We start from the raw sequence: 23074 nt of genomic DNA, 5'->3' as shown, positions 1-23074 counted from the left end.
GCGAGGGCATCAATCCTCAAGCGCACGCGCCTCGGAGGGAAGCATGATGGGAATACCGTCTCGCACGGGATAGGCTAACCGCGCTTTTTTGGAAATCAATTCAGATTTTTTCTTGTCATAGGTGAGTGGTCCTTTTGTCAAAGGACAAACCAGAAGCTCCAGCAACTTGCGATCAAGGGGTGTTTCACGATCAGCTTCTGTCATAGCGGCGTCCTATTGGAGGCTTGATTCATAATCGTCCTGATCCTTCGCAAGAGCTATCTCGGTAATCGCGATCAAGGTTTCGGCTCTTGTTTTCAGATCTGTCGCTTCCAGCAAAGCCTGTTTTTCCGCTGCGCCGAAGGGAGACATCATGGCAAGCGCATTAACCAGTGTTTCATTGCCAGCCCGAGAAATACCTTCCCAATCAGCCTCCAAGCTATTCGCGTCCAGATAGGCGCGGAAAACACGCAGCAATGCAGCCCTGTCCACCTCCCTATCGTCCGCCTCGTCGAGATCCGCACGCAAGGGCGCAATCTTGCACTGACGGAAAGGCGTGCGTGTTGAGAGCTCTTTCACAACTCGGAACCGGCAAATACCTTGGAGCGTAACCAAGATCCGGCCATCACCGGTTTCTGCAAACGAAGTTATTCTTCCAAGACATCCCACTTCGCTCAGCTCAAGACCTTCCTCATCTTCTTGGTCAAGGCGAGGTTGAATCATGCCGATGATACGCTTGGAGGCGAGCGCGGCATCTATCATCGCAAGGTAGCGTAGCTCGAAAATATTGAGCGGCAATTGCCCACCTGGCAGCAGCAACGCTCCCGAAAGAGGAAAAATCGGAACGCTTTCAGGAATATCGTCCAAAGTACGATAGCGTACATTTCCAGCTTGCATAACTAGCTCCGGGCCAAGCCCTTTAATCTGCTTTTCTGTATACTATACTTGTCAGGAAAACAGCAGGGAGGAAAGTTTGCGACGTGCACTCATGGAAGCAGGATCGCCCGCTCCCCACGCATCAAAAAACTGCAAGAGTTGCTTTCGCGCGCCGTCCTCGTTCCAATTACGATCTGCCTTCATGATGGCGAGAAGATGGTCAGCCGCCTCATCACGTTGATCCTTGGCGTTGAGTATCATGGCCAGATCATATCGTGCCTGATGGTCAGCCGGATTGGCCTCAAGGCGAGCTTCCAAGGCCGTTGGATCTCCGAGTTCAGCCACTTGCAGGGCCAGTGCAATTTTGGCTTGAGCGGCCCTGACTCCCGCATCCTCTTTCCCGGCTGGCGGCACCATGTCCAGCGTCGCCTGTGCCGTCGGGATATCCCCAAGCTCGATCAGGCAATTTGCAAGACCTGCAAGTGCCGCCAGATGATCGGGAACCTCGGCAAGCACAGCAGAATAAATCTGGCCGGCCTGTTCAAAATCAGCAGCCTCGACCATTTGAGCCGCAGCAGCAAGCGCATCCTTTATCGCTTCGTCACGTCCACCATTTGGTGAGGAAATCTTATCGATGAATTCCTTCACCTTGGATTCGGGCAAGGCGCCCATAAATCCATCTACGGGTTTGCCATCAGAAAACGCGATCACCGCAGGTATTGATTGAATACCCAGCTGCCCGGCAATCGCCGGATGATCGTCAATGTTCATTTTAACAAGTTTGACGCGACCGCCAGCCGCCTGAACCGCCTTTTCCAGAATTGGAGTGAGCTGCTTGCAGGGCCCGCACCACGGAGCCCAGAAATCAACAAGGACGGGCTGTTTTTTTGATTCAGCAATAACATCGCCCGAAAATGCAGCGGTTGTCGTATCCTTTATGATATCGCCTGCCGGTGCAGAGGCTTCATTGGAACCGAAAGTCAGCGTCGTTGCTGCTGACTCGCTGCCATATCCACCGCTGAACGGATTATCTATATTGCTCATAAAATTCTCCGTCACCTTGATAAATTAACTGCCGACATGCCGGCATGTCTAGAACACTCAGTTCGGGTTTTATGCTTCAATTTTCAAGATCAAAGGCGAGTGCCCGGTCTCTTTGAGAAATCTTAAAAGATCGTCCGGGCGTATCGACGTCGTCGCTTCATTGGTCAACGGGTGCGCATTGATCATTTCATGGTGGAACAGGCTTTCGTCAAGGATGACCTTCACATTGCGTTCCCCATCATTGATGACACCGAGCACGCTGACAGAGCCTGGAACCAGACCCAGATACTCCAACAGTTTTTCTGGCTTGCCAAAGGACACTCGGCTCGCTGCGCCAATCTTGGTGTGAATGGTTTTCAAATCCACCTCTGCCTCTTCATCGACTGTCAGCAGAAAGAAATTGTCCTTCTTGTCTTTAAGGAAGAGGTTCTTCGTATGGGCACCGGTAATTTTTCCGCGCAGCGCCTGGGCTTCCACCACGGTAAAAACCGGGGCGTGGCGAACTGTAGATACCTCAATGCCAAGGTCACTGATAAATTGCATCAGTTCTTCATACGACTTCGGCATCTGCATCCTCCTCAAATTCATCATGCATTTGTAAAACTGTCTAATGGCTTGAGAGCCTTGCCTCAAGCAAAACCCTGAGACTTCGTGAGACAATCGGTAAATTTTACGGATATCGAAAGAAAGTCCAATTTTCCCTGTTGCAATTGGTCTGCGCTTGGGTCATATAGCACCCGCTTCGCAAGACTAACTGGCACATGCGGGAGTAGCTCAGGGGTAGAGCACAACCTTGCCAAGGTTGGGGTCGAGGGTTCGAATCCCTTCTCCCGCTCCAGTTGTCCGAAGATCAAAAGGCTCAGGTTTACCTGGGCCTTTTTGCTTTTCGGAATATCTGACACCAAATATTGCTAATCGCTATGCAATGTCCCGGATCGAATCAAATTCATCCGTGGAATGTCGCGCTTCATCCCATCGCGAAGCTATTTGCCATTTCCTTCTGACGGGCCATAGCATTGGAATGATGTTTGCAATGTCCGGCTAAATAGCTAAACCATTGCTCCATGGCACAGAAGAAAGCTCATGAAGTAGATTCGTTTTTAAAGCGTTTGGATCGCAGTTATCCGATCGTGCTTCTTTACGGGCCCGACAAGGGATTGGTTAGCGAAAGAGCCGACCTCTTCATCACGATGACTGGTTTGGCGAAAGATGACCCTTTCGCGGTTATCCGGCTGGATGCTGATATTGTTCAGGCGGAGCCTGGGCGGCTATCTGACGAAGCCAACACAATATCCATGTTTGGCGGAGAGAGGTTGATCTGGGTGCGAAACGCTTCCGGCCAGAAGGGGCTGGCTGATGCTGTTTCTCATTTGGCGAAAAATCCGCCGATTGCGACCTTCATCCTCATTGAAGCTGGCGATCTCAAGAAAGGCGCAGGCTTGCGGGGCATTGTCGAGCAAAGTGCCAGCGCCATGGCGCTACCCTGCTACAGCGACGACGCGCGCGGCATTGACAGCACGATTGATGACATGTTGACAAAAAACAACCTGCAGATCGCATTGGATGCCCGTAACTTGCTCAAAGAAAGTCTGGGCGGCGACAGACTGGCGACTCGTGCCGAGCTGGAAAAAATCTGTCTTTATGCTCATGGCAAGGAACGGATAACCGTAGAAGATGTTCGTGACATCATAGGTGATGTCAGCGCTACCTCTTACGAAACCATCGTCGATGCAATGATAACGGGTAATCTGAATGATTTTACTTCGGCGTTTGACCGGGTCGTAAACACGGGTAGTCCCAGCTTTTTGATCCTCAGTTCAGCCATACGGCAGTTTCAAGCGTTACAAACGCTCCGTTACGGCATGGAAACCGAAAATAAAAATGCGGCCTCCGCCGTTGCCGCGGCGCGCCCGCCCGTTTTCTTTGCACGAAAAAAGCTCATGGAAACAGCCCTTCAGCGCTGGTCCACGGCATCATGTGCCAGAGCGATCGAGAGGCTGCAAAAGACAGTCCTCGACAGTAGGCGCAATGCTGCTCTCTCGGTTCCAATCATTCGTCAAACAATGATCGCACTTGTGGCAGAAGCTGCCCGGGCTGGGCGCTCAAACGGGCGCTAAGGCTGAAGTCAAATCTCAGGCCAAGCCGCCCCATTTTGTGCGGTTCTGCAAACGCTGGCAAATCTCATCCAACTGCTCAAGCGTGGTGTAGTGAATACGCACGTCGCCACCCTTGTTGAGATGATTGACTGTAACGCGCATACCCATCACATCGGAAAGGAGCTTTTCAAGCGCTTGCGTGTCAGCATCCTTTTCATCAGCCGTTTTGGCCTTGGGTGAGGGCTGTTTTCCGCCTTCGCCCTGCGCCAAAGCTTCTGCTTGGCGGACCGACAGGCCGTCACGGACGATCTTATCGGCCAAAGCAGCAGGATTGTCCGCAGTGATCAATGTGCGCGCATGCCCTGCAGAAAGCGAACCATTGGTGATCATATCGCGCACCGGCTCTGGCAATTTCAGCAGCCGAAGCGTATTGGCAACATGACTCCGGCTCTTGCCAATAACCTGCGCCAAGTCAGCTTGCGTGTAGTCGTGATCATCGATAAGTTGTTGATATCCCATACCTTCTTCCAGTGGATTAAGGTCGGCGCGCTGCACATTCTCAATAATGGCAAGCTCGAGGGCAACGCGATCATCGACCTCACGGATGATGACAGGAACTGTGGTAAGACCCGCACGCTGCGCAGCGCGCCACCGGCGCTCACCGGCTATCAGCTCATATCGATCAGCCGAATCCTTGGCCAAACGAACGACCACAGGCTGCACTATTCCGTGTTCGCGGATGGAATTCGTCAAGTCTTCCAAATCGCTTTCCGTAAACAGTCTACGAGGATTGCGTGGATTGCGTGCAATGAATTCAATAGGGATTTGCCGATCCAGCGTTGCGACAGGCGCAGCTGCCTCATCCGGCACACGATCCATCTCTCCGATCAATGCGGCCAGACCACGACCCAAGCGTTTCTTTGAAAGATCTTCATTCATTGTCATAGGCTCTTCAAAAATGTTTCGTTCACGAATCGATTAGGCAGCGCGCAAATGACGCTCTCTCTGTATGACTTCCGACGCCAGCTGCAAATAGGCCTGGCTGCCGGCACACTTCAAGTCATACAAAATGGCAGGAATTCCATAAGAGGGCGCTTCAGAAACACGGACATTCCTCGGAATTACCGTCCGATAGACCTTATCGCCCATAAAGGATCGGACATCGTCGACCACCTGGGTCGCCAAATTGTTTCGCCCATCATACATTGTTAGAACAATGCCTTGAATCATTAGTGCGGGATTAAGCGACGTACGCACTTGACTAACGGTCTCGAGCAATTGGCTCAAGCCCTCGAGAGCGAAAAACTCGCATTGCAACGGCACAAGCACCGAATCCGCGGTCGCCATGGCATTCATCGTCAACAGATTGAGCGATGGCGGACAGTCTATAAGGATATAGGTGAAAGCTGATGTTGACGAATTGCCTCTAAAAGCCTTCCGTAGCCGGGTCGCACGATCAGCCGCGTTAGCGATTTCCATTTCAACACCAAGAAGATCCAAAGTTGAGGGTATCAAGGAAAGGCTTGGCACAGCCGTAGGCACGGCAGCTTCTTCCACCGTGGCCGTTTGCATCAAGACATCGTAAGATGATATCGCCCGGCTCTTTCGATCAACGCCTAGACCGGTACTCGCATTTCCCTGCGGATCAAGATCAACAATGAGCACATTTTCGCCGATTGCCGCCAACGCGGTCGCGAGGTTAATCGCGGTCGTCGTCTTACCCACGCCGCCCTTCTGATTTGCTATTGTTATAATGCGAGTCTGGTTATTCATTGGCTTTTCCTGAACACTAAACTGTTCGTTGCCGATAAAATGGAGCATTAGGTGGCGCGGTTTTTAAAGTCTGCAGAGATTGCTTATCTGCAAAACCACAGAATCTTTATCGACAACGCTTCTATGTTCTACCAGATCAAAGGTCCAGTCGTCACGAGTTTCGTCGATTTCCCGGCGGTAATCCCTACCTTTTTGAAAAAGTGCTGTTGCTCCTCCGATTAGCCAAGGTTCAGCGAGCACGAATAACTCTTTCAAAGAGGCGAGGGCGCGGGCCGTTATTATCTCAGGAGTAGCAATCTTCTGCCATACTGCGTCAATTCTGGCCGCGTGAACCGTGCCTGGAGCAGAAGCTTGACCAATAGCTGTACGCAGGAATGCGGCCTTCTTTGAATTGCTTTCGACAAGATCAATCCTGCTACCAACTGATTGCTTCAGAAAAATAGCAAGGACAACACCCGGAAATCCGCCGCCGGAGCCAAGATCAAGCCAGACCTTAGCATCTGGGGCCAGGCGATAGAGCTGTGCACTATCAAGGATATGCCTTTCCCAAAGTTGATCAAGGGTGGAAGGCGACGCCAAGTTTATCGCTTTGGACCACTTTCTGAAAAGTGTCTCAAAAGCAAATAAATCCTCCAATGTTTCACGTGAAACATGTGGAAGGATTTCTTGCAGGCTTTTTTCGCGATTTTTGGTCACGCCACATTCCGTGTGGACGTGCGTCTTATTTGCGTAATGATCAGGGCTAGAGCCGCGGGTGTCATGCCGTCAATTCGTTGTGCCTCAGCTATCGACTTCGGTTGCCGTTGCCTAAGCTTTTGTTTTAGTTCATTCGATAATCCGGCGGTGGCTTCGAAATCTATTCCCGCAGGAATCGTCAGCATTTCATCCCGCTGCATGGCGGCGACATCGCTTTTCTGGCGTTCGAGATAAACAGCATATTGCGCCTCAATTTCCAGCGCTTCGCCGATACGTGGCTCGATAACAGCCAACTCAGGCCAAATATCTTTCACACGCTGCAAATCAATATCGGGAAAAGCCATCAGATCGTAAGCCGAGCGTCGAACGCCATCCTGGTTTAGGCGCAATCCCATATTCGCAGCCGCGGAGGGCGTAATCATCAAATTTTTGGCCAAATCACGCGCAAGGTCGAGCGCCTCAGTACGCTGCTTGAAGCGTTGCTCACGCTCTTTCCCCAAAATCCCGAGACGAGAAGCCAGAGGAGTTAGACGCTCATCAGCATTATCAGCGCGCAAAGACAATCTGAACTCGGCGCGCGACGTAAACATGCGATATGGTTCGCTCACGCCGCGAGAAGTAAGATCATCAACCATTACGCCAATATAGGCGTCGGTGCGTTGCATTATAATCGGCTCGGTTCCACTCGCCAGGCGGGCTGCATTGAGACCCGCCAGGAGACCCTGCGCAGCCGCTTCTTCATATCCGGTCGTTCCATTGATCTGACCCGCCAGGAAGAATCCCCTGACCCGGCGGGTTTGCAGGGTCCGGTCCAACTCACGCGGATCAATAAAGTCGTATTCGATTGCGTAACCCGGCTGCAGTATTGTCGCATGTTCGAGGCCAGGAATCGTCTTGAGTATATCGAGCTGAACGCTTTCCGGTAGGGAGGTGGAAATTCCGTTAGGATAAACCGTATCGTCGTCTAATCCTTCCGGCTCCAGAAATATCTGATGACCATCCCGATCGCCGAATTTTACGATCTTGTCTTCGATCGACGGGCAATAGCGTGGGCCTATCCCTTCGATAGAGCCGGAATACATCGCGGATCGATGAATATTCGCCCGGATCACCTCATGCGTGGCCGCAGTTGTTCGGGTTATGCCGCAGTCTATCTGTGGATTGTTAATCCTATCCGTCATCAAGGAAAATGGCAGAGGATTCTCATCGGCCGACTGGGTTTCAAGACTCTTCCAGTCTATCGACTTTCCATCAAGCCGGGGCGGTGTTCCCGTCTTCAATCGTCCTAGTGCGAAACCTTGTTGAAGCAGCGTCTCGGACAATCCAAGGGCAGGGGCTTCGCCCATGCGTCCTGCAGGAATTTTCTTCTCGCCAATATGAATCAACCCTCGAAGGAAAGTCCCGGTAGTTAAAACAACCGCTGCACAATCGAGAACACGTCCATCCATCAACTGGACGCCCTTCACACGACCATCGCTTATAAGGAGGTCGTTTGCTCCGCCTTCAATAACGGTAAGGTTTTCTTGCTCTTGGATCGCACGTTGCATTGCCAGTCGATACAGCTTGCGATCTGCTTGTGTGCGAGGGCCGCGTACAGCTGGCCCCTTGCGGCGATTGAGCAACCTGAACTGGATACCGGCAGCGTCAGCCACGCGCCCCATCAGCCCATCCATAGCATCAATTTCCCTGACGAGGTGGCCTTTACCCAGGCCGCCAATCGCGGGATTGCATGACATAACGCCGATAGTGTCTGCGCGGTGAGTGACCAGTGCCGTATTCGCGCCAAAGCGTGCAGCAGCAGCGGCAGCCTCACAGCCCGCATGCCCACCACCGATAATGATGACGTCAAATGATCTCTGCACGATGCAAAACTTTCTGGATTCGATTTGAGCTCTTGATGATCAAAACAGCGCCCTGAGTCAAGTATAACCGGATGAATGGTGTTTCACGTGAAACAATTTGTCTAGTTCTGGATAGATTATCGTATGGCATCGCCGGATGTTTCTCGTCGTCGGCAGCCTGTCCGGAGCGGGGGCTAAAGCTACTGCCAATGTTTCACGTGAATCATTTCCCTATGCAGAATTGCGAAAACACAACGTCCAATATGTCTTCCACATCGACATCCCCGGTTATGCGTCCCAGAGAGTATGAAGCCCGTCTTAAATATTCGGCGCGAACTTCCAGGGGCGCTGCTATATCGTCAATAGCAGCGCGAAGCTCAATGCCCGCCTCGTTGAGCAATTCCATATGTCTGCGCCGAGTGGGGAGTGGATCTGAAATGTCCCCCGCCGCCGCTTCGGCCTTCTGCGATAAAAGCGTCAAAAGAGCATCAACGCCGACATTGGAGCGTGTGGAGATCACCAGATCATACTCACCCATTTCGGACTCGCTCACCAGATCCGCCTTCGTGCCAATTCTTAATACGTTCTCCGTCAAAGGCACATCGTCCAACGGGATAGGATCGGACAAATCTGTGACGCTCAAGATCAAATCAGCGGAGTGAGCTCGGTCAAGCGCTCGCTCTATGCCCATCATTTCCACCGCTCCAGTGGTATTGCGAATTCCGGCTGTATCCGTAATCAGGACAGTGATCCCGGAAAGATCGAGCTTAATCTCAATCAGATCACGGGTTGTGCCTGGCTCGTCAGACACAATGGCAACGTCGCTACCGGCCAAAATATTGAGCAGGGAAGATTTACCAGCATTGGGAGCCCCAATAATAACGACTCTGTAGCCATCTCTCACAATTGCCCCACGTTTTCCGTCACCTACATGTTTAGTAATACGCCCGGCGAGATCTGCCATTTGTTCCCAAACCAAGTCGGAAACTGAACCGGGGACATCTGACTCGTCGGCGAAGTCCAGTTCAGCCTCTATGAGGGCGCGGGCTCGGATGAGTTCCGAGCGCCAGCCCGAATATAGCTGTGCCTGCGCGCCGGATGATATTTGTAGAGCCAATCGTCTTTGGCTGTCTGTTTCAGCCGCGATGAGGTCTGCCAGTCCTTCTGCTGCTGTCAGATCAAATTTGCCATTTGCATAAGCTCGCCGGGAAAACTCCCCAGCTTCTGCCATTCTGCACCCGTCAAATCCGTACAGAGCGGTAATCATGGCATCCACTACGGCCTTGCCGCCGTGAAGGTGAAACTCGGCGCAATCTTCTCCTGTAAAACTGTGCGGAGCGGGGAAGAACACTGCCAGACCGCGATCAATCAAATCGCCATCGCTGTTCTTGAAGGAGGATAGCTTGGTCAGGCGTGGTTCCGTTAGGCTCCCACAGATCGTTTCGACTACGAATCGAGTTCGCGAGCCTGATATTCGTATGACGGCTATGCCCGAGGGCAGGCGCCCACTTGATAGGGCAAAGATGGTATCTTCAAAAATATGCATTTAATCAGTTCCTACTACACAGGCCTTGATAACCCTCTTAATGTAGTTGGGAAAGGGTGAGGTGATCCATGTCCGAGGCAGCTAATCTGCTGGGTAATCAATCCAGCCCCTATTTGCGGCAACATGCCGATAATCCCGTCCACTGGCGGCCTTGGGGCAGGGCAGCGCTGGACGAAGCTATCCTGACGCATAAACCAATTCTCCTCTCCGTAGGCTATGCTGCGTGTCATTGGTGCCATGTCATGGCCCATGAATGTTTTGAGGACAATGAAGTCGCGGCGCTAATGAACGAGCTTTACATCAACATCAAGGTTGATCGCGAGGAACGGCCCGACATTGATCAGATTTATATGGCGGCTCTCGGCGCCATGGGCGAACAGGGTGGCTGGCCGCTCACAATGTTTTTAACACCTGAGGGAAAGCCATTTTGGGGAGGTACTTATTTTCCGAAGCATTCCCATTATGGCAGGCCCGGATTTCTTGATGTTTTACGTTCCATTGACGGCGCCTGGCGCAATGACCGCCAACGCGTGGAACAGAACGTTATTGCCCTGACCCAGCACATTGGTGCGCGGCTCAATGCCCAGGCAGAAGAAACAAAGCTTGATCCGGCTTTGATCAACCAGTTCGCGTCTAACATTTTCGGAGCAATGGATACTGTCAAAGGCGGTCTGACCGGATCTCCCAAGTTTCCGAGCGCCCCTTTCATGGACACAATCTGGCTTTCGTGGCTCCGCACTGGCGATTCAACGCACCGGGATATCTTTTTGAAAAGCCTCCAGACCATGCTTCAAGGAGGAATCTACGATCATCTCGGTGGCGGCCTATCCCGATATTCTGTCGATGATGCATGGCTTGTGCCGCATTTTGAAAAAATGCTTTACGACAATGCGCAGCTTATAAGACATGCCACCTATGCCTTTTGCCAGACAGGAAATTATTTGTTTCGTCAGCGAATCGACGAGACGGTTGCTTGGCTCCAGCGCGAGATGATTGTCGATTGCCGATTTGCTTCCAGTCTTGATGCGGACAGTGAAGGCGAAGAGGGACGCTTTTATGTTTGGCAAGACGCCGAAATTCCGACAACAGATGAATTCCAACACTTTCGTGAAGTGTATGATGTTACTGAAGAGGGCAATTGGGAAGGCAAGAACATTCTTAATCGCTTGCAGTCCATCAACCTCCTGGATGCTGCGTCGGAGGAAAGTCTGGCAAAAGCCCGTGACAGACTCTTCAAAGCACGCGAAGCGCGCATTCGTCCTGGCCGTGATGACAAAGCCTTAACCGATTGGAACGGGCTAATGATACGGGCTCTTGCAGAGGCCGGGCGTACATTTGAGAGAAGTGATTGGATTAATATTGCGACAGACGCATACCGTTCCATATTCGAATCGATGGTGGACGGGCGACTGCCGCACTCGGTACTTGGAAATTCGCGTTTGTTTCCTGCGCTGTCATCTGACTACGCTGCCATGATAAATGCCGCAATATCACTCCACCAGGCAACACAGAACGCTGATTTTATCAATCATGCAAAGCATTGGAAGGATATGCTGGACCGCTGGCATCAAGACGAATATGGGCTTTATTCCCTTAGTGCTAACGATAGTACGGACACTATCATCCGGGTTCGAGGCGATCAGGATGAGGCTGTGCCAAGCGCCACAAGCCAGATCATCGAAGCTTTGGCGCGGCTGGCATTGGTAACAAGCGATGACGAGCTGCGGTTGCGCACCATTTCGATCACAGAAAAAGCCCTCGGGCGCATCCTGCAACAACGTTACGGACAAGCAGGAATCCTCAATAGTACCGGGCTGATGCTCGACCAGATAAAGCTTGTAATCGTAACACCAGACAAAGATCATCCTCTCATGAGGATGGCCGATCGCATTGCCGATCCACGCCGGATTGATCTATGGATCGAACATAGAGAAAACCGGAAGATTGAGTTGGTTGCCGGCGGTGGTGAGGTTACAATAAATAAACCCGCAGCATTTTTGTGCCGCGGGTTTGTTTGTCTTCCACCGGTCGAGACAGAAGCAGAGCTCGAAGAGCTGTTGCGATCCAGCTTTTAGGTATTCATATTGTCGAAGAAGTCGCTGTTGGTCTTAGTCTGCTTCAACTTGTCGATAAGGAATTCGATCGCGTCTGTTGTGCCCATTGGAGCAAGGATACGACGCAAGACGAAAATCTTCTGCAGATCCTGACGTGGAACCAGCAGGTCTTCCTTACGCGTACCGGACTTGAGAATATCCATTGACGGGAAGATGCGCTTGTCGGCAACCTTACGGTCAAGCACGATTTCCGAGTTGCCCGTGCCCTTGAATTCTTCAAAGATGACTTCATCCATACGGCTACCGGTATCAATCAGAGCCGTCGCGATAATGGTCAGCGAACCACCTTCTTCAATATTACGGGCAGCACCAAAGAAACGCTTGGGGCGCTGCAATGCGTTAGCGTCAACACCACCAGTCAAGACCTTACCGGATGATGGCACGACAGTGTTGTAGGCGCGGCCGAGACGCGTGATCGAATCGAGCAGGATGACAACGTCGCGCCCGTGTTCGACAAGACGCTTGGCCTTTTCTATGACCATTTCCGCAACTTGCACGTGACGGGATGCCGGCTCGTCGAAAGTGGAAGAGACAACTTCTCCCTTCACGGAACGCTGCATGTCTGTCACTTCTTCCGGGCGTTCATCGATCAGCAGGACAATCAGATAACATTCAGGATGATTGGCAGTAATTGAGTGGGCAATATTCTGCAAAAGAACAGTTTTACCAGTACGAGGCGGTGCAACGATAAGCCCGCGCTGACCTTTACCAAGTGGTGCCACAAGATCAATGACACGAGCCGAAAGATCCTTGGTAGTCGGATTTTCCAACTCCATCTTGAATCGTTCATTTGGATAAAGCGGTGTCAGATTATCGAAATGGATCTTGTGACGGATCTTTTCAGGGTCTTCAAAATTGACTGTATTTACTTTCAGAAGCGCGAAATATCGTTCGCCTTCCTTTGGCCCGCGGATCGGACCTTCAACTGTATCGCCCGTCTTCAGGGAAAAGCGGCGAATCTGCGAGGGTGAGATATAGATATCATCGGGGCCCGGGAGATAGTTTGCATTGGCGGAGCGCATAAAGCCGAACCCGTCCTGCAAAATCTCAACCACGCCTTCGCCGATAATCTCAACTTCCTGAGCAGCAAGCTTTTTGAGGATCGCAAACATCAATTCCTGTTTGCGCATGACACTGGCGTTTTCCACTTCCAGCGTCTCCGCGAAAGCCAAAAGATCTACCGCGGTTTTGTTCTTAAGTTCTTGTAGTTTCATTTCCTGCATGTGTGCGGAACTCTAATTCTTGTTGTTTGAAATGGGGAAGGGAAATGACGATGCCTGAATGCAGTGCCATGATGACATGGCCGGTGATGCTATGGCGGTATTTCCGTAGGAAGAGCCCCTATTTAGCTAATAGACCAGCCAAGGGCAAGAGGTTTCATGAGTCTTATTGATATAAGACTGTTGTTTTTATGATGAATCAAAATGGCCTAATAATGACCATGATCACAATAACAATCATGAGCAATGTAGGTACTTCATTCATCAACCGCCAGAAACGCGCAGATTTTTCATTCCGATCTTCTGCAAATAACCGGACCGCCTTTGTGAAAAAGCCATGTACGCCGGATAGAAGAATGACTGCCAGAAACTTCACGTGAAACCAGCCGTCCAGATATGCCTGACTTTGCCAGGCCAGCCAGAGGCCTGCAATCCATGTCAGTCCCATGGCTGGATTTATAATCGCTTTGAGAAGTCGATTCTCCATCAGTTTGAATGTCTCAGACTGAACGGAGCCAGTTTCAGCAGCGCAGTGATAAACGAAAAGACGTGGAAGATAGAGCATGCCCGCCATCCACGATATGACCGCAATGACATGGATTGCCTTGACCCAAAGATATGCTCTGTCCGGATAGATTAAAACCAGGCCAACTGCTGCAATAGCCACTGCCGCCATGATCAGGCGCGGTAAAACAGGGACATTTTGGCTTGTGTCTGATGAACTGGTCAAAACTCTCTCCCTATCTATGCGTCAGGCGTACGCGATTAATCATTTGTTCGACGTGGGAAACAGGTGCATCGGGTGTAATGCCATGGCCAAGATTGAAGATAAGCGGTCCATGACCCAGCGACTCCAATATGGCATCCACACCGGCATCGATTGCTTTTCCGCCTGCAACAACGCGCAATGGATCAAGATTTCCCTGGACTGCACCATCGCCTTGCAATGATGAAGCCATTGAAAGCGGTACGGTCCAATCCAGTCCAAGCGCGGTCACACCAGTACGCTGCCTATAATTGGTGTAGAGCGCCCCGGCTCCCTTTGGAAAGCCTATAATCGGAACATTCGGATGTACAGCGCGTACCTTTCTGACAATCTTTTCGACTGGCGCTATGCAAAATTCCTCAAAGCAGGCCTCGTCAAGCACACCTGACCAGCTGTCAAAGATTTGAACCGCATCCGCACCTGCATTGATCTGACGTATCAGATATTCTGCCGAAACATCCGAAAGCTCATTAAGCAGCTTCCTGAAGGCTTCAGGTTCCCGATAGGCGAACAACCGAGCCGGAGCCTGATCCGGCGTGCCGTGACCCGCGATCATATAGGTCGCTACGGTCCAGGGAGCCCCACAGAAGCCGAGGAGTGTTGTTTCAGCAGGCAATTGCTGTCTCAGCAGACGAACCGTCTCATAGACCGGCTCCAGCCTGTCTGCAGCACCGGCAGATTCCAGCCAGAATATTCCATCCTTATCGATCGGCGTCATCAAAGGGCCACGCCCTTCTTCAAAACGAAGGTCTCGGCCAAGAGCATGAGGTACAACAAGAATATCTGAAAACAGGATGGCTGCATCAAAACCAAAACGGCGAATTGGCTGTAACGTCACTTCAACTGCCAGATCGGGAGAATAGCACAGGTCGAGAAACGTCCCGGCGTTCTTTCTGACTTCCCTATATTCGGGAAGATAACGACCTGCTTGTCTCATCATCCAGATCGGAGGTGGGAAAACAGTTTCACCTCTCAGGACTTTCATCACTTTGCGATCGGTCATTAGGTGATCCCTCTCCCTGGCCTTTCTTAAAAAAGAAATTCAGATCTATTTTGGATTTTCTGATTCTTAGAGTCTGTTAGTAGCGGGAATTAACACATTGTCAGAATTTTCCCACAGCAAACAATCAGCGCTGTTCCAAGAGGAAACAATTACACCCTAATGGCAGGATAGCAGGGAAAAAACAAAATTATAAACAATTTCAAATTGTTACAATGATATTGGTTCTGAATACATTGTGGATAATGGACCAATAATAGACGAAAAGTCGCAACAATCCACAGTATCCGAATGCCAACGGCGATGTTGCGCACAGGTGAGCTCATTGTGGATGACTTGCCAACAATCCACATGGCTGCCATCTCTTGGGAAAGTTCTGCCTATTTGTCCCCATTCATCAACAGGACATGGAAATTTCTGTGACGAAACCGGTTAACTACTTTCATCTTCACATGATTTCTGATGCGACCGGAGAGACTCTCATCGCAGCGGGGCGGGCCGCATCAGCGCAATATGCCCATGCACGGGCTATTGAGCATGTTTATCCCCTCATTCGGACGGAAAAACAGATACGCAAAGTGCTTGAGGGTATCGATGCGGAACCCGGAATTGTTCTTTACACGATTGTCGACCAAAGGCTTGCGGCGATGATTGATGACAGTTGCGCTGAACTGGGCGTGCCTTGCGTTTCCGTACTCGAACCCGTGCTCACGCTGTTTCAATCTTATCTCGGCGCTCCCGCTGGACGCAGGGTAGGCGCACAGCATGTGCTCAATGCTGAATATTTTCAGCGAATTGATGCACTCAACTTCACGATGGAACATGATGACGGGCAGTTGCCGCCAGATATTGAAGAAGCAGATGTCATTCTGATCGGTATTTCGCGCACATCAAAAACGCCCACAAGCATCTATCTTGCCAATCGGGGCATCAAAACGGTCAATGTGCCAATCGTTGTCGGCGTACCGGTGCCTGATGCTCTTGTGAACTCACAAAAGCCCCTGATTGTGGGGCTGGTCGCATCGGCGGAGCGTATTTCCCAGGTTCGCCAACACCGTGTGCTTGGGGCTACTCAAGGCTTTGATGCCGATCATTATCTCGACAGGGCAAATATCATCGAGGAATTGACCTATGCTCGCCAAATCTGTCACAGGCACAATTGGCCAATGATCGACGTATCGAGGCGTTCAATTGAAGAAACAGCTGCCGCCGTGCTCGCTCTACGGGCGCAAGGTCGGTAGCTGAACATGACACAAGAGAAAAACATGGACATTATACTCGCCTCAAAAAGCCCTTTCCGTGCAATGTTGCTGCAAAATGCCGGGGTGAAGTTCACGGCGCAATCAGCAAACATTGACGAACGCGCAGTCGAAGCTCCTCTCTATAATAGCGGCGCAACACCGGAAGATGTTGCTTTGGTACTGGCAGAGGCAAAGGCACTTGATGTCAGTGAACGCAATTCATCGGCGCTGGTTATTGGTTCGGATCAAACATTGTCGCTTGGCGACGAAGTCTTGCATAAGCCTGAAGATATGGAGGCAGCCCGCCGCCAATTGTTGAAGCTTTCCGGCCAGACCCATCATCTCAATAGCGCTGTGGTGCTTTGCAAAGATGGTCAGACCCTTTGGAGGCATGTGTCAGTGGCTCGGATGACATTGCGCAATCTAACACCAGAGTTCATTGGCCGGCATTTGTCTCGTGTAGGGTCCGTGGCATTACAAAGCGTTGGCGCTTATCAGTTCGAGGGCGAGGGGGTGCAATTGTTCGAGAGAGTCGATGGCGACTACTTTACTATTGTAGGATTGCCGCTTCTGCCGCTGCTTGCGGAACTGCGCAAGCAAGGAGCAATTGATGCGTAAAGCTTTCGTAACCGGATTTCCGATCAAACACTCCCGGTCGCCCTTGATTCACGGCCATTGGCTGAAAAAATACGATCTTCCAGGTTCATATGAAGCCATTGAAGTAGCCCCAGACAGCTTCCCTGCTTTTCTCAACAGTTTAAAAGACAATGATTATGTCGGCGGCAATGTCACCATTCCGCATAAGGAAATGGCGTTTGCTTTATGTCAGAGACGCGAACCGGCAGCCGAAGAGATCGGTGCAGTCAATACATTATGGTTTGAAGGCGGACAACTTTGCGGCGGTAATACCGATGCTTACGGGTTTCTCGCAAATCTCGATGCCAGCAGCCCCGGATGGGATAAACACAAAACCGCGTTGGTACTTGGGGCCGGAGGAGCGAGCCGGGCAATTATTTACGCTCTTAAACAACGTGGACTGACAGATATCCGAATCGTCAACCGGACTCTGACAAGGGCTGAAGAATTGGCCGATCGATTTGGCTCAGGGATCAGCGCGCATGAATGGATTGCCGTGCCGGAACTGCTGCAGGATGTCTCCCTCATCGTGAATACAACATCGTTGGGAATGGAGGGCAAGGAGAGCCTGTCAATCGATCTTTCTGATGTAAGGCGGGATGCGCTGGTAACGGACATTGTTTATGTCCCGCTTGAAACGCCATTGCTAAAGGCTGCCCACATGGCTGGATTAAAGACCGTTGATGGTCTCGGCATGCTTTTGCATCAGGCGGTGCCAGGATTTGAACATTGGTTTGGTGTTCGACCAGAGGTGACTGCGGAGTTGCGTAACGTTATCCTCGCCGACATGAAGGGCGGCCAGAAACCATGATCGTCCTTGGTTTAACCGGATCAATCGGCATGGGAAAATCCACGACTGCCCAGATGTTTCTGGATGCAGGAGTTCCTGTCTATTCGGCCGATGAAACTGTGCACCGGCTTTACAGTGGAAAGGCCGCTCCTCTGATCGAACAGGACTTTCCTGGCACGACAAGCGATGGCGAGGTTGACCGCGCAAAATTATCGGCAGCCGTTATGGGTAAGCCGGAGGCATTGCAACGGCTGGAGGAGATCGTTCATCCGCTTGTTCGCACCGAAGAGAACAGATTTCGGCAGGACTCAGAAAATAGCGGAGCCAAACTTGTCCTTCTGGATATTCCTTTGCTTTTTGAGACTGGAGCCGAAAAGCGGGTGGATAAGGTTTTGGTTGTTACCGCGCCCAAAGAAGTACAGCGGGAAAGAGTGCTTGCCCGCGAAGGCATGACGGCGGATAAATTCGAGGCCATACTCGCCAGGCAAGTGCCTGATGCTGAAAAGCGCAACCGCGCCGACTTTATCATTGATACAAGTCAGGGGCTTGTAGCAGCGCGTGTGCATGTTCAACAAATCATACACTCATTGGTGGATATGTCTGCGGACTAACCACCCTGTGACACCACAGCCTTGCAAGAGTTGAGAAAGTCGTGGAATTTAGGCCAAAGGTGATTCCATGCGCGAAATTATATTTGATACGGAAACGACAGGTCTCGACCGGCTGGATGATCGCATCATCGAAATCGGCGGCGTAGAGCTTGTTAACCGATTTCCGACAGGGCGCACATTTCACGTTTTTATCAATCCTGAAGGAAGAGCGGTTAATCCAGAAGCACTGGCGGTTCATGGAATCAGCAATGAACAATTGCTCGACAAACCCTTGTTCGCCGGAATTCTTCAGGATTTTCTCGATTTCATCGATGGCGCAAAGTTGATCGCGCACAACGCGACCTTCGATATGGGATTCATCAACGCCGAGCTGAACCGGTTGGGACATCCACCAATCCACAATGATCGCGTTGTCGATACGCTGGCGCTGGCGCGTCGCAAGCACCCTATGGGGCCAAACTCGCTTGATGCTTTGTGCCGGCGTTACGGCATCGATAATAGCCATCGCACCATGCACGGTGCGCTTCTGGATTCTCAGTTGCTGGCCGAAGTTTACATTGAGCTTATTGGCGGCAAACAAACGGCGCTGGGTCTGACAGTCTCCGACCAGACAAAAAACCGGAACGAGGCAGGGGAAAGCGCCGCGATCGTTATCATGCAACGCAAGGTGGCTTTGCCGTCACGGTTGAGCGAAGCAGAAAAGCTTGCGCATGCCGCCCTTGTGGCCAAACTTGGCGAAAAAGCCATCTGGAACGAGCGCATAGAAGCGCAATAAAAAACCCGGGACCAGCCCGGGTTTAATAACTCATCCTGTCAGATTTTAGCTGACTTTGGCCTTGGCCTGTTCCTCAGCCATGCGCTGCTGGAACATTTGCGCGAAATCAATCGGGTCGATCATGAGTGGAGGGAAACCGCCATTGCGGGTGGCTTCAGCGATGATCTGGCGTGCAAAAGGAAACAGCAGGCGAGGGCATTCAATGAAAAGCAATGGCAGAAGGTGCTCTTGAGGAAAGCCTTCAAGCCGGAACACGCCGCCATAAACCAATTCTGCGTTGAACAGAACTTCCTTGCCTTCCGCAGCCTTGGCGGAAAGGGTCAGAACAACGTCAAAATCATTCTCGGCAATAGGATTGGCATTCACGTTGACATTGATGCTGATGCCAGGAGCCTTGTCACGCGGGCGCAGCGACAGCGGCGAGCCAGGGCTTTCGAAGGAAAGGTCCTTCACATATTGCGCCAGGATATTCAGGGTCTGTGGCTGGACAGTACCGTTGCCATTGCCGTTCTCTGCGTTTTCATCAGCCATTGTCTGGAAACCTTTTAATGTTGCATCCGCCGTAGCGGTCTAGAAAATCAATGGTGGCTGGCTAGCATGTGTTGTTTGGCGAGGCAAGCTGCCCGCTCTAATCCTATCGTCCCATATATCGGGCAAACCTTACTTATCGGCCTTCCAAGGAGATTCGGGATCAGGCTTGCTGGTATAGTCTTCCGGGTTGAGATCAATGACATTTTCCTTGATCCGTGTTTGCCGTGTGCCAGTTGGCCGCCGGCCACCGGAATTCACCACCACGACCCTGTCACTGATGCAGCGCCAACCCAGATCCCGCACAGCTGGAATGAACAACAGCAAACCAATAATGTCCGTGATGAAACCGGGAATTATCAGCAGCAGCGCAGCAAAAAATAGCATCACGCCATGGACAAGCTCTCGTTTTGGAGAGCGTCCAGCAGCCGTTTCCTCGCGTATTTTCTGGATCAGGCCAAAGCCTTGCAAGCGCAACAGGAATACACCGACAAACATTGCCAGAATAATCAGGCCGAGCGTTGCCAGAACACCAATCTCGTTTCCAACGAGGATGAAGCCGGCTATTTCCAGAAATGGCAGCGCCAGCAGGAACAGAGGAATAAGAGATCGCAAACTATTTTACCTTTCAAAGGACATATCCGGCTATTATGGATAGCTCATGTCAATTTCATGCCTATATAGGTAAGCGTGAAGAGTATTTGTATGATTGCAATTGGCAATCTATATGTTTTTGATATTTCGACGAAAGATCGAAAGCGGAAACGAACATCTGGATGAGTGGCAAGCGATATGGAATATCTGGACTTTGGAACAATCTTTTTCTTCGTAGCGGCTGTGGTGATCTTTCTCCAGTTGCGCAAAGTCCTTGGCCGCCGCACCGGAAGCGAACGTCCACCTTTCAATCCCTATACGCGAACCTCGGAAGCAGACGACAAGGCGAAGCCCGGTGACAATGTTGTTGCATTGCCCAGGCGCGGTGAAGCCAAAGCGAACGATTTCGAGAAAATCGATAGTCTGGCAAAGCCGGGGACGCCATTGAACGATGGTTTGCGCGCAATTCAAGCTGCGGACCCCACATTCGAACCGGAAAAATTCCTTGATGGTTCAAAGATGGCTTATGAAATGATTGTTATGTCATTCGCCGATGGTGATCGCAAAACCTTGAAATCCTTGCTGTCGAGAGAAGTCTTTGACGGCTTTGTCTCAGCTATCACCGACCGCGAGTCGCGCGGGGAGAAGGTTCAGTCATCCTTCGTCGGTATCAATAAGGCCGAAATTATTGGCGCCGAGATGAAAGGTAATGAATCCCACGTCACTGTTCGCATCATTAGCGAGCTTATCTCGGCGACGCTGGACAAGGATGACGCGGTCATTGATGGCGATAAGGAAGCCGTTGTTGAAGTGAAGGATGTGTGGACCTTTGCCCGTGACACCAAATCCAAAGATCCGAACTGGAAGCTTGTAGCCACTGAAGCCGAAGACTGACCTTTTGAGATCAGAGAATATGTTATCGCCCCTGTTGCAACCGGTGGACTTTAATAATTGCCCCGGTTGGGAGGAGGATAATCAGCTAGAGGCGTTCAAAGCCTTTCGGCGCTCAGCCCACCATGTTCTGGAAAAGCCCTATAAATCAGGATCACTTGGCATTTCATTTGAAGCGCTTGAGCCAATTTTCGCTGATTCACGTGAAACAATTGTCGAAACAGACGCGCAAGCCCGCCAATTTTTCGCCAGATGGTTCCGGCCCGCTTTTATAAAACCTGACAATTCGGCAAGCGGTTTTGTTACCGGATTTTATGAACCGGAAGTTATTGCATCCCCGATCCGCACCCGGGAATATCCCGTTCCATTTCTCAGGCGGCCCGCCGATCTGATCGATATAGATGATGACAACCGCCCCGCCGGGCTCGATCCCTATTTTGCTTTTGCCCGGCAGACCCGGGATGGACCTGTCGAATATTTCGATCGCCAGGCGATCGAAAGCGGTGCCCTTGACGGGCAAGGGCTCGAAATCGCTTTCGTGAACAGTATTATCGATGCGTTCTTTATCCATGTTCAAGGTGCCGCACGGCTTAAGATGCTTGATGGCAGTTTGCGCCGTATAACCTATGCGGCAAAGTCCGGACATCGTTTCACGGGCGTCGGCAAGATATTGCTGGATCGCGGGGAAATCGAACCCGAAAACATTTCGATGCAGTCGATCCGCAAATGGCTCGCAGATAATCCAGAACAGGCGCAGGCACTCTTGTGGAACAACCACTCTTACATTTTTTTCCGGGAAGCGCCGGTTGTTGAGAGAGATCTCGGGCCAATTGCAGCGGCAAAGGTGCCGCTCATGGGTGGCCGTTCCATGGCTGTTGACCGGCTTCTCCATACATTTGGCACGCCATTTTATATTCATGCTCCCGACCTGGACGCATTTGGAGGCAAAAGTTTTTCCCGTCTTATGATCGCGCAGGATACCGGATCGGCAATTGTCGGACCCGCCCGCGGCGATCTTTTCGCAGGTTCCGGTGATGAGGCTGGCGAGATAGCTGGTGTTATTCGTCACAATGCGGATTTCTATGTACTGGTGCCGCGTAGCGTGTTGGGTCCAAGCCAATGAAAAAAAAGGCAACACCAGAATTTGCCACGCTTGAAGACCGGATACTTTGGGAAACGGTTGCCAAGACAGCGCGCCCTCTCAAGGGTAAGGATAAGCCGATTTTCGTGGCGGATGAAGCTGACAATACGGAACAGCAACCTTCTGCTCCCGAAAGGCCAAAACAACAGGTACCCGTATTTCCTGCAAAACCGGCACCCAGACCTCATCTGCTCCATCCAATCGACAAACCTACCCATAAGAAAATCGCCAAGGGCCGCGTGGTCATAGAAGGTCGCATTGATCTTCACGGGCTGACGCAAAGCGAGGCCTATGGTTTGCTGCTCGGTTTCCTGCAGCGTGCTCATTTGCGGAAACTACGTCATGTGCTTGTCATCACGGGCAAAGGATCATCTTTCGGAAGTGATGGTGTGCTTCGCCAAGCCGTGCCTTTATGGTTTACAACCCCGGCTTTTCGCATTCTGGTCAATGGCTATGAGGATGCTGCGCGCAATCATGGCGGGACCGGAGCGATTTATGTCCGTCTGCGGCGCGAGGCATCATGACCCCCTTTGGTCAAAGGTTGCGGGATTTGCGCCAGGAACGCGGCGTCTCGCAAAAGGACATGGCGAAAGCCATAGGCGTTTCAGCGGCCTATCTTTCGGCGCTTGAACATGGGCGTCGTGGCCAACCGACATGGGACAAGCTCCAGCGCATCATTCAGTATTTCAATATTATCTGGGATGAGGCGGAGGAATTGCAGAGACTGGCTCTGATTTCGCAACCCCGTGTAACGATCGATACGGGTGGGCTTTCGCCGTCTGTAACTGAGCTTGCAAATCTGCTTGCCATGCGGATTGAGGATATGGATCAGGAAACGACGCAGTTGTTCATTGGCAAGTTGAAACTGCTGCCCCCCAGACGCAAACGCTAGCTTGCCTGCGCCTGTTTGCTTGAA

Annotated in this window: 25 protein-coding genes and 1 tRNA gene; 12 read left to right on the top strand and 14 right to left on the bottom strand. The window is 51.4% G+C overall.

Going from position 1 to position 23074, the window contains the following annotated elements; all coding sequences use genetic code 11:
* Positions 1-9: 9 nt before the first annotated feature.
* The 4 genes from ACTJI9_RS11800 to ACTJI9_RS11785 all read right to left on the bottom strand — a co-directional run bounded on the left by ACTJI9_RS11800 (position 10) and on the right by ACTJI9_RS11785 (position 2466).
* Positions 10-204, bottom strand: a complete 195-nt coding sequence (locus ACTJI9_RS11800) for a Trm112 family protein (protein WP_115054487.1) — start codon at positions 202-204, stop codon at positions 10-12.
* Between the two features lie 9 nt (positions 205-213).
* Complete coding sequence (locus ACTJI9_RS11795) at positions 214-876, bottom strand: LON peptidase substrate-binding domain-containing protein (protein WP_115054488.1); 663 nt, start codon at positions 874-876, stop codon at positions 214-216.
* Positions 877-927: 51 nt separating this feature from the next.
* Complete coding sequence (gene trxA / locus ACTJI9_RS11790; RefSeq protein ID WP_440808176.1) at positions 928-1899, bottom strand: thioredoxin; 972 nt, start codon at positions 1897-1899, stop codon at positions 928-930.
* A 69-nt stretch (positions 1900-1968) separates the two neighbouring features.
* Positions 1969-2466, bottom strand: coding sequence for a prolyl-tRNA synthetase associated domain-containing protein (locus ACTJI9_RS11785; RefSeq protein ID WP_440808173.1), 498 nt, complete (start codon positions 2464-2466; stop codon positions 1969-1971).
* A 196-nt stretch (positions 2467-2662) separates the two neighbouring features.
* Here ACTJI9_RS11785 and ACTJI9_RS11780 point away from each other — a divergent pair.
* Together ACTJI9_RS11780 and holA are read left to right on the top strand one after the other, a co-directional pair.
* Positions 2663-2737, top strand: a tRNA-Gly gene (locus ACTJI9_RS11780).
* A 226-nt stretch (positions 2738-2963) separates the two neighbouring features.
* The gene (holA, locus tag ACTJI9_RS11775; protein WP_440808172.1) at positions 2964-4016 is read left to right on the top strand and encodes a DNA polymerase III subunit delta; all 1053 of its coding nucleotides are present in this window, start codon (positions 2964-2966) and stop codon (positions 4014-4016) included.
* 15 nt (positions 4017-4031) lie between these two features.
* Here the strand turns inward: holA and ACTJI9_RS11770 are convergent, their stop codons facing one another.
* The 5 genes from ACTJI9_RS11770 to mnmE form a co-directional block, all read right to left on the bottom strand.
* Positions 4032-4934 carry a ParB/RepB/Spo0J family partition protein gene (locus tag ACTJI9_RS11770; RefSeq protein ID WP_115054492.1) on the bottom strand — a complete coding sequence of 301 codons (903 nt, stop codon included), beginning with the start codon at positions 4932-4934 and terminating at the stop codon, positions 4032-4034.
* A gap of 39 nt (positions 4935-4973) precedes the next feature.
* Positions 4974-5768, bottom strand: coding sequence for a ParA family protein (locus ACTJI9_RS11765; RefSeq protein WP_115054493.1), 795 nt, complete (start codon positions 5766-5768; stop codon positions 4974-4976).
* A gap of 63 nt (positions 5769-5831) precedes the next feature.
* Positions 5832-6464, bottom strand: coding sequence for a 16S rRNA (guanine(527)-N(7))-methyltransferase RsmG (gene rsmG, locus ACTJI9_RS11760; protein ID WP_440808168.1), 633 nt, complete (start codon positions 6462-6464; stop codon positions 5832-5834).
* Positions 6461-8326: a tRNA uridine-5-carboxymethylaminomethyl(34) synthesis enzyme MnmG gene (mnmG, locus tag ACTJI9_RS11755; protein ID WP_440808166.1), complete on the bottom strand. Its 1866-nt coding sequence runs from the start codon at positions 8324-8326 to the stop codon at positions 6461-6463. The genes rsmG and mnmG overlap by 4 nt, the downstream gene beginning before the upstream one ends.
* Before the next feature lie 202 nt (positions 8327-8528).
* Complete coding sequence (gene mnmE / locus ACTJI9_RS11750) at positions 8529-9851, bottom strand: tRNA uridine-5-carboxymethylaminomethyl(34) synthesis GTPase MnmE (RefSeq protein WP_440808163.1); 1323 nt, start codon at positions 9849-9851, stop codon at positions 8529-8531.
* A gap of 68 nt (positions 9852-9919) precedes the next feature.
* Between mnmE and ACTJI9_RS11745 the strand changes: the two genes are divergently transcribed.
* A complete protein-coding gene (locus ACTJI9_RS11745; protein ID WP_440808160.1) occupies positions 9920-11926 on the top strand; it encodes a thioredoxin domain-containing protein in 2007 nt (668 codons plus the stop codon).
* Here the strand turns inward: ACTJI9_RS11745 and rho are convergent.
* The 3 genes from rho to hemE form a co-directional block, all read right to left on the bottom strand.
* The gene (rho, locus tag ACTJI9_RS11740) at positions 11923-13188 is read right to left on the bottom strand and encodes a transcription termination factor Rho (protein WP_115054498.1); all 1266 of its coding nucleotides are present in this window, start codon (positions 13186-13188) and stop codon (positions 11923-11925) included. The genes ACTJI9_RS11745 and rho overlap by 4 nt on opposite strands.
* 196 nt (positions 13189-13384) lie before the next feature.
* On the bottom strand, positions 13385-13861 hold the full coding sequence (hemJ, locus tag ACTJI9_RS11735; RefSeq protein WP_336440497.1) for a protoporphyrinogen oxidase HemJ: 477 nt from the start codon (positions 13859-13861) through the stop codon (positions 13385-13387).
* A 64-nt stretch (positions 13862-13925) separates the two neighbouring features.
* Positions 13926-14954, bottom strand: coding sequence for a uroporphyrinogen decarboxylase (hemE, locus tag ACTJI9_RS11730; protein ID WP_440808157.1), 1029 nt, complete (start codon positions 14952-14954; stop codon positions 13926-13928).
* A 416-nt stretch (positions 14955-15370) separates the two neighbouring features.
* Between hemE and ACTJI9_RS11725 the strand changes: the two genes are divergently transcribed.
* The 5 genes from ACTJI9_RS11725 to dnaQ all read left to right on the top strand — a co-directional run bounded on the left by ACTJI9_RS11725 (position 15371) and on the right by dnaQ (position 19004).
* Positions 15371-16192 carry a pyruvate, water dikinase regulatory protein gene (locus tag ACTJI9_RS11725; RefSeq protein WP_307281482.1) on the top strand — a complete coding sequence of 274 codons (822 nt, stop codon included), beginning with the start codon at positions 15371-15373 and terminating at the stop codon, positions 16190-16192.
* Between the two features lie 24 nt (positions 16193-16216).
* Positions 16217-16810: a Maf-like protein gene (locus ACTJI9_RS11720; protein ID WP_440808154.1), complete on the top strand. Its 594-nt coding sequence runs from the start codon at positions 16217-16219 to the stop codon at positions 16808-16810.
* Complete coding sequence (locus ACTJI9_RS11715; RefSeq protein WP_440808152.1) at positions 16803-17639, top strand: shikimate dehydrogenase; 837 nt, start codon at positions 16803-16805, stop codon at positions 17637-17639. The genes ACTJI9_RS11720 and ACTJI9_RS11715 overlap by 8 nt, the downstream gene beginning before the upstream one ends.
* Complete coding sequence (gene coaE / locus ACTJI9_RS11710) at positions 17636-18229, top strand: dephospho-CoA kinase (RefSeq protein WP_440808149.1); 594 nt, start codon at positions 17636-17638, stop codon at positions 18227-18229. Before ACTJI9_RS11715 ends, coaE begins: the two co-directional genes overlap by 4 nt.
* Before the next feature lie 67 nt (positions 18230-18296).
* Positions 18297-19004, top strand: a complete 708-nt coding sequence (dnaQ, locus tag ACTJI9_RS11705) for a DNA polymerase III subunit epsilon (RefSeq protein ID WP_440808146.1) — start codon at positions 18297-18299, stop codon at positions 19002-19004.
* 45 nt (positions 19005-19049) lie between these two features.
* Here the strand turns inward: dnaQ and secB are convergent, their stop codons facing one another.
* Together secB and ACTJI9_RS11695 are read right to left on the bottom strand one after the other, a co-directional pair.
* The gene (gene secB / locus ACTJI9_RS11700; RefSeq protein WP_008127318.1) at positions 19050-19535 is read right to left on the bottom strand and encodes a protein-export chaperone SecB; all 486 of its coding nucleotides are present in this window, start codon (positions 19533-19535) and stop codon (positions 19050-19052) included.
* Positions 19536-19664: 129 nt separating this feature from the next.
* A complete protein-coding gene (locus ACTJI9_RS11695) occupies positions 19665-20147 on the bottom strand; it encodes an FxsA family protein (RefSeq protein WP_440808144.1) in 483 nt (160 codons plus the stop codon).
* Between the two features lie 177 nt (positions 20148-20324).
* Here ACTJI9_RS11695 and ACTJI9_RS11690 point away from each other — a divergent pair, with 177 nt between their 5' ends.
* The 4 genes from ACTJI9_RS11690 to ACTJI9_RS11675 are packed head-to-tail and all read left to right on the top strand — an operon-like array spanning position 20325 to position 23050.
* Positions 20325-21020, top strand: a complete 696-nt coding sequence (locus ACTJI9_RS11690; protein WP_337354151.1) for a Tim44/TimA family putative adaptor protein — start codon at positions 20325-20327, stop codon at positions 21018-21020.
* A 19-nt stretch (positions 21021-21039) separates the two neighbouring features.
* On the top strand, positions 21040-22140 hold the full coding sequence (gene mltA, locus ACTJI9_RS11685; protein WP_440808140.1) for a murein transglycosylase A: 1101 nt from the start codon (positions 21040-21042) through the stop codon (positions 22138-22140).
* Entirely contained in the window at positions 22137-22682 is a 546-nt protein-coding gene (locus ACTJI9_RS11680; protein ID WP_440808138.1) for a Smr/MutS family protein, read from the top strand. Before mltA ends, ACTJI9_RS11680 begins: the two co-directional genes overlap by 4 nt.
* The gene (locus ACTJI9_RS11675; RefSeq protein ID WP_115054508.1) at positions 22679-23050 is read left to right on the top strand and encodes a helix-turn-helix domain-containing protein; all 372 of its coding nucleotides are present in this window, start codon (positions 22679-22681) and stop codon (positions 23048-23050) included. The genes ACTJI9_RS11680 and ACTJI9_RS11675 overlap by 4 nt, the downstream gene beginning before the upstream one ends.
* Positions 23051-23074: the final 24 nt, after the last annotated feature.

The organism is Phyllobacterium sp. 22552, assembly GCF_052044585.1.
GTDB lineage: Bacteria > Pseudomonadota > Alphaproteobacteria > Rhizobiales > Rhizobiaceae > Phyllobacterium > Phyllobacterium ifriqiyense.
Note: the sequence above shows the minus strand (reverse complement) of the source record. Positions and strands in the feature narration are given on the sequence as shown.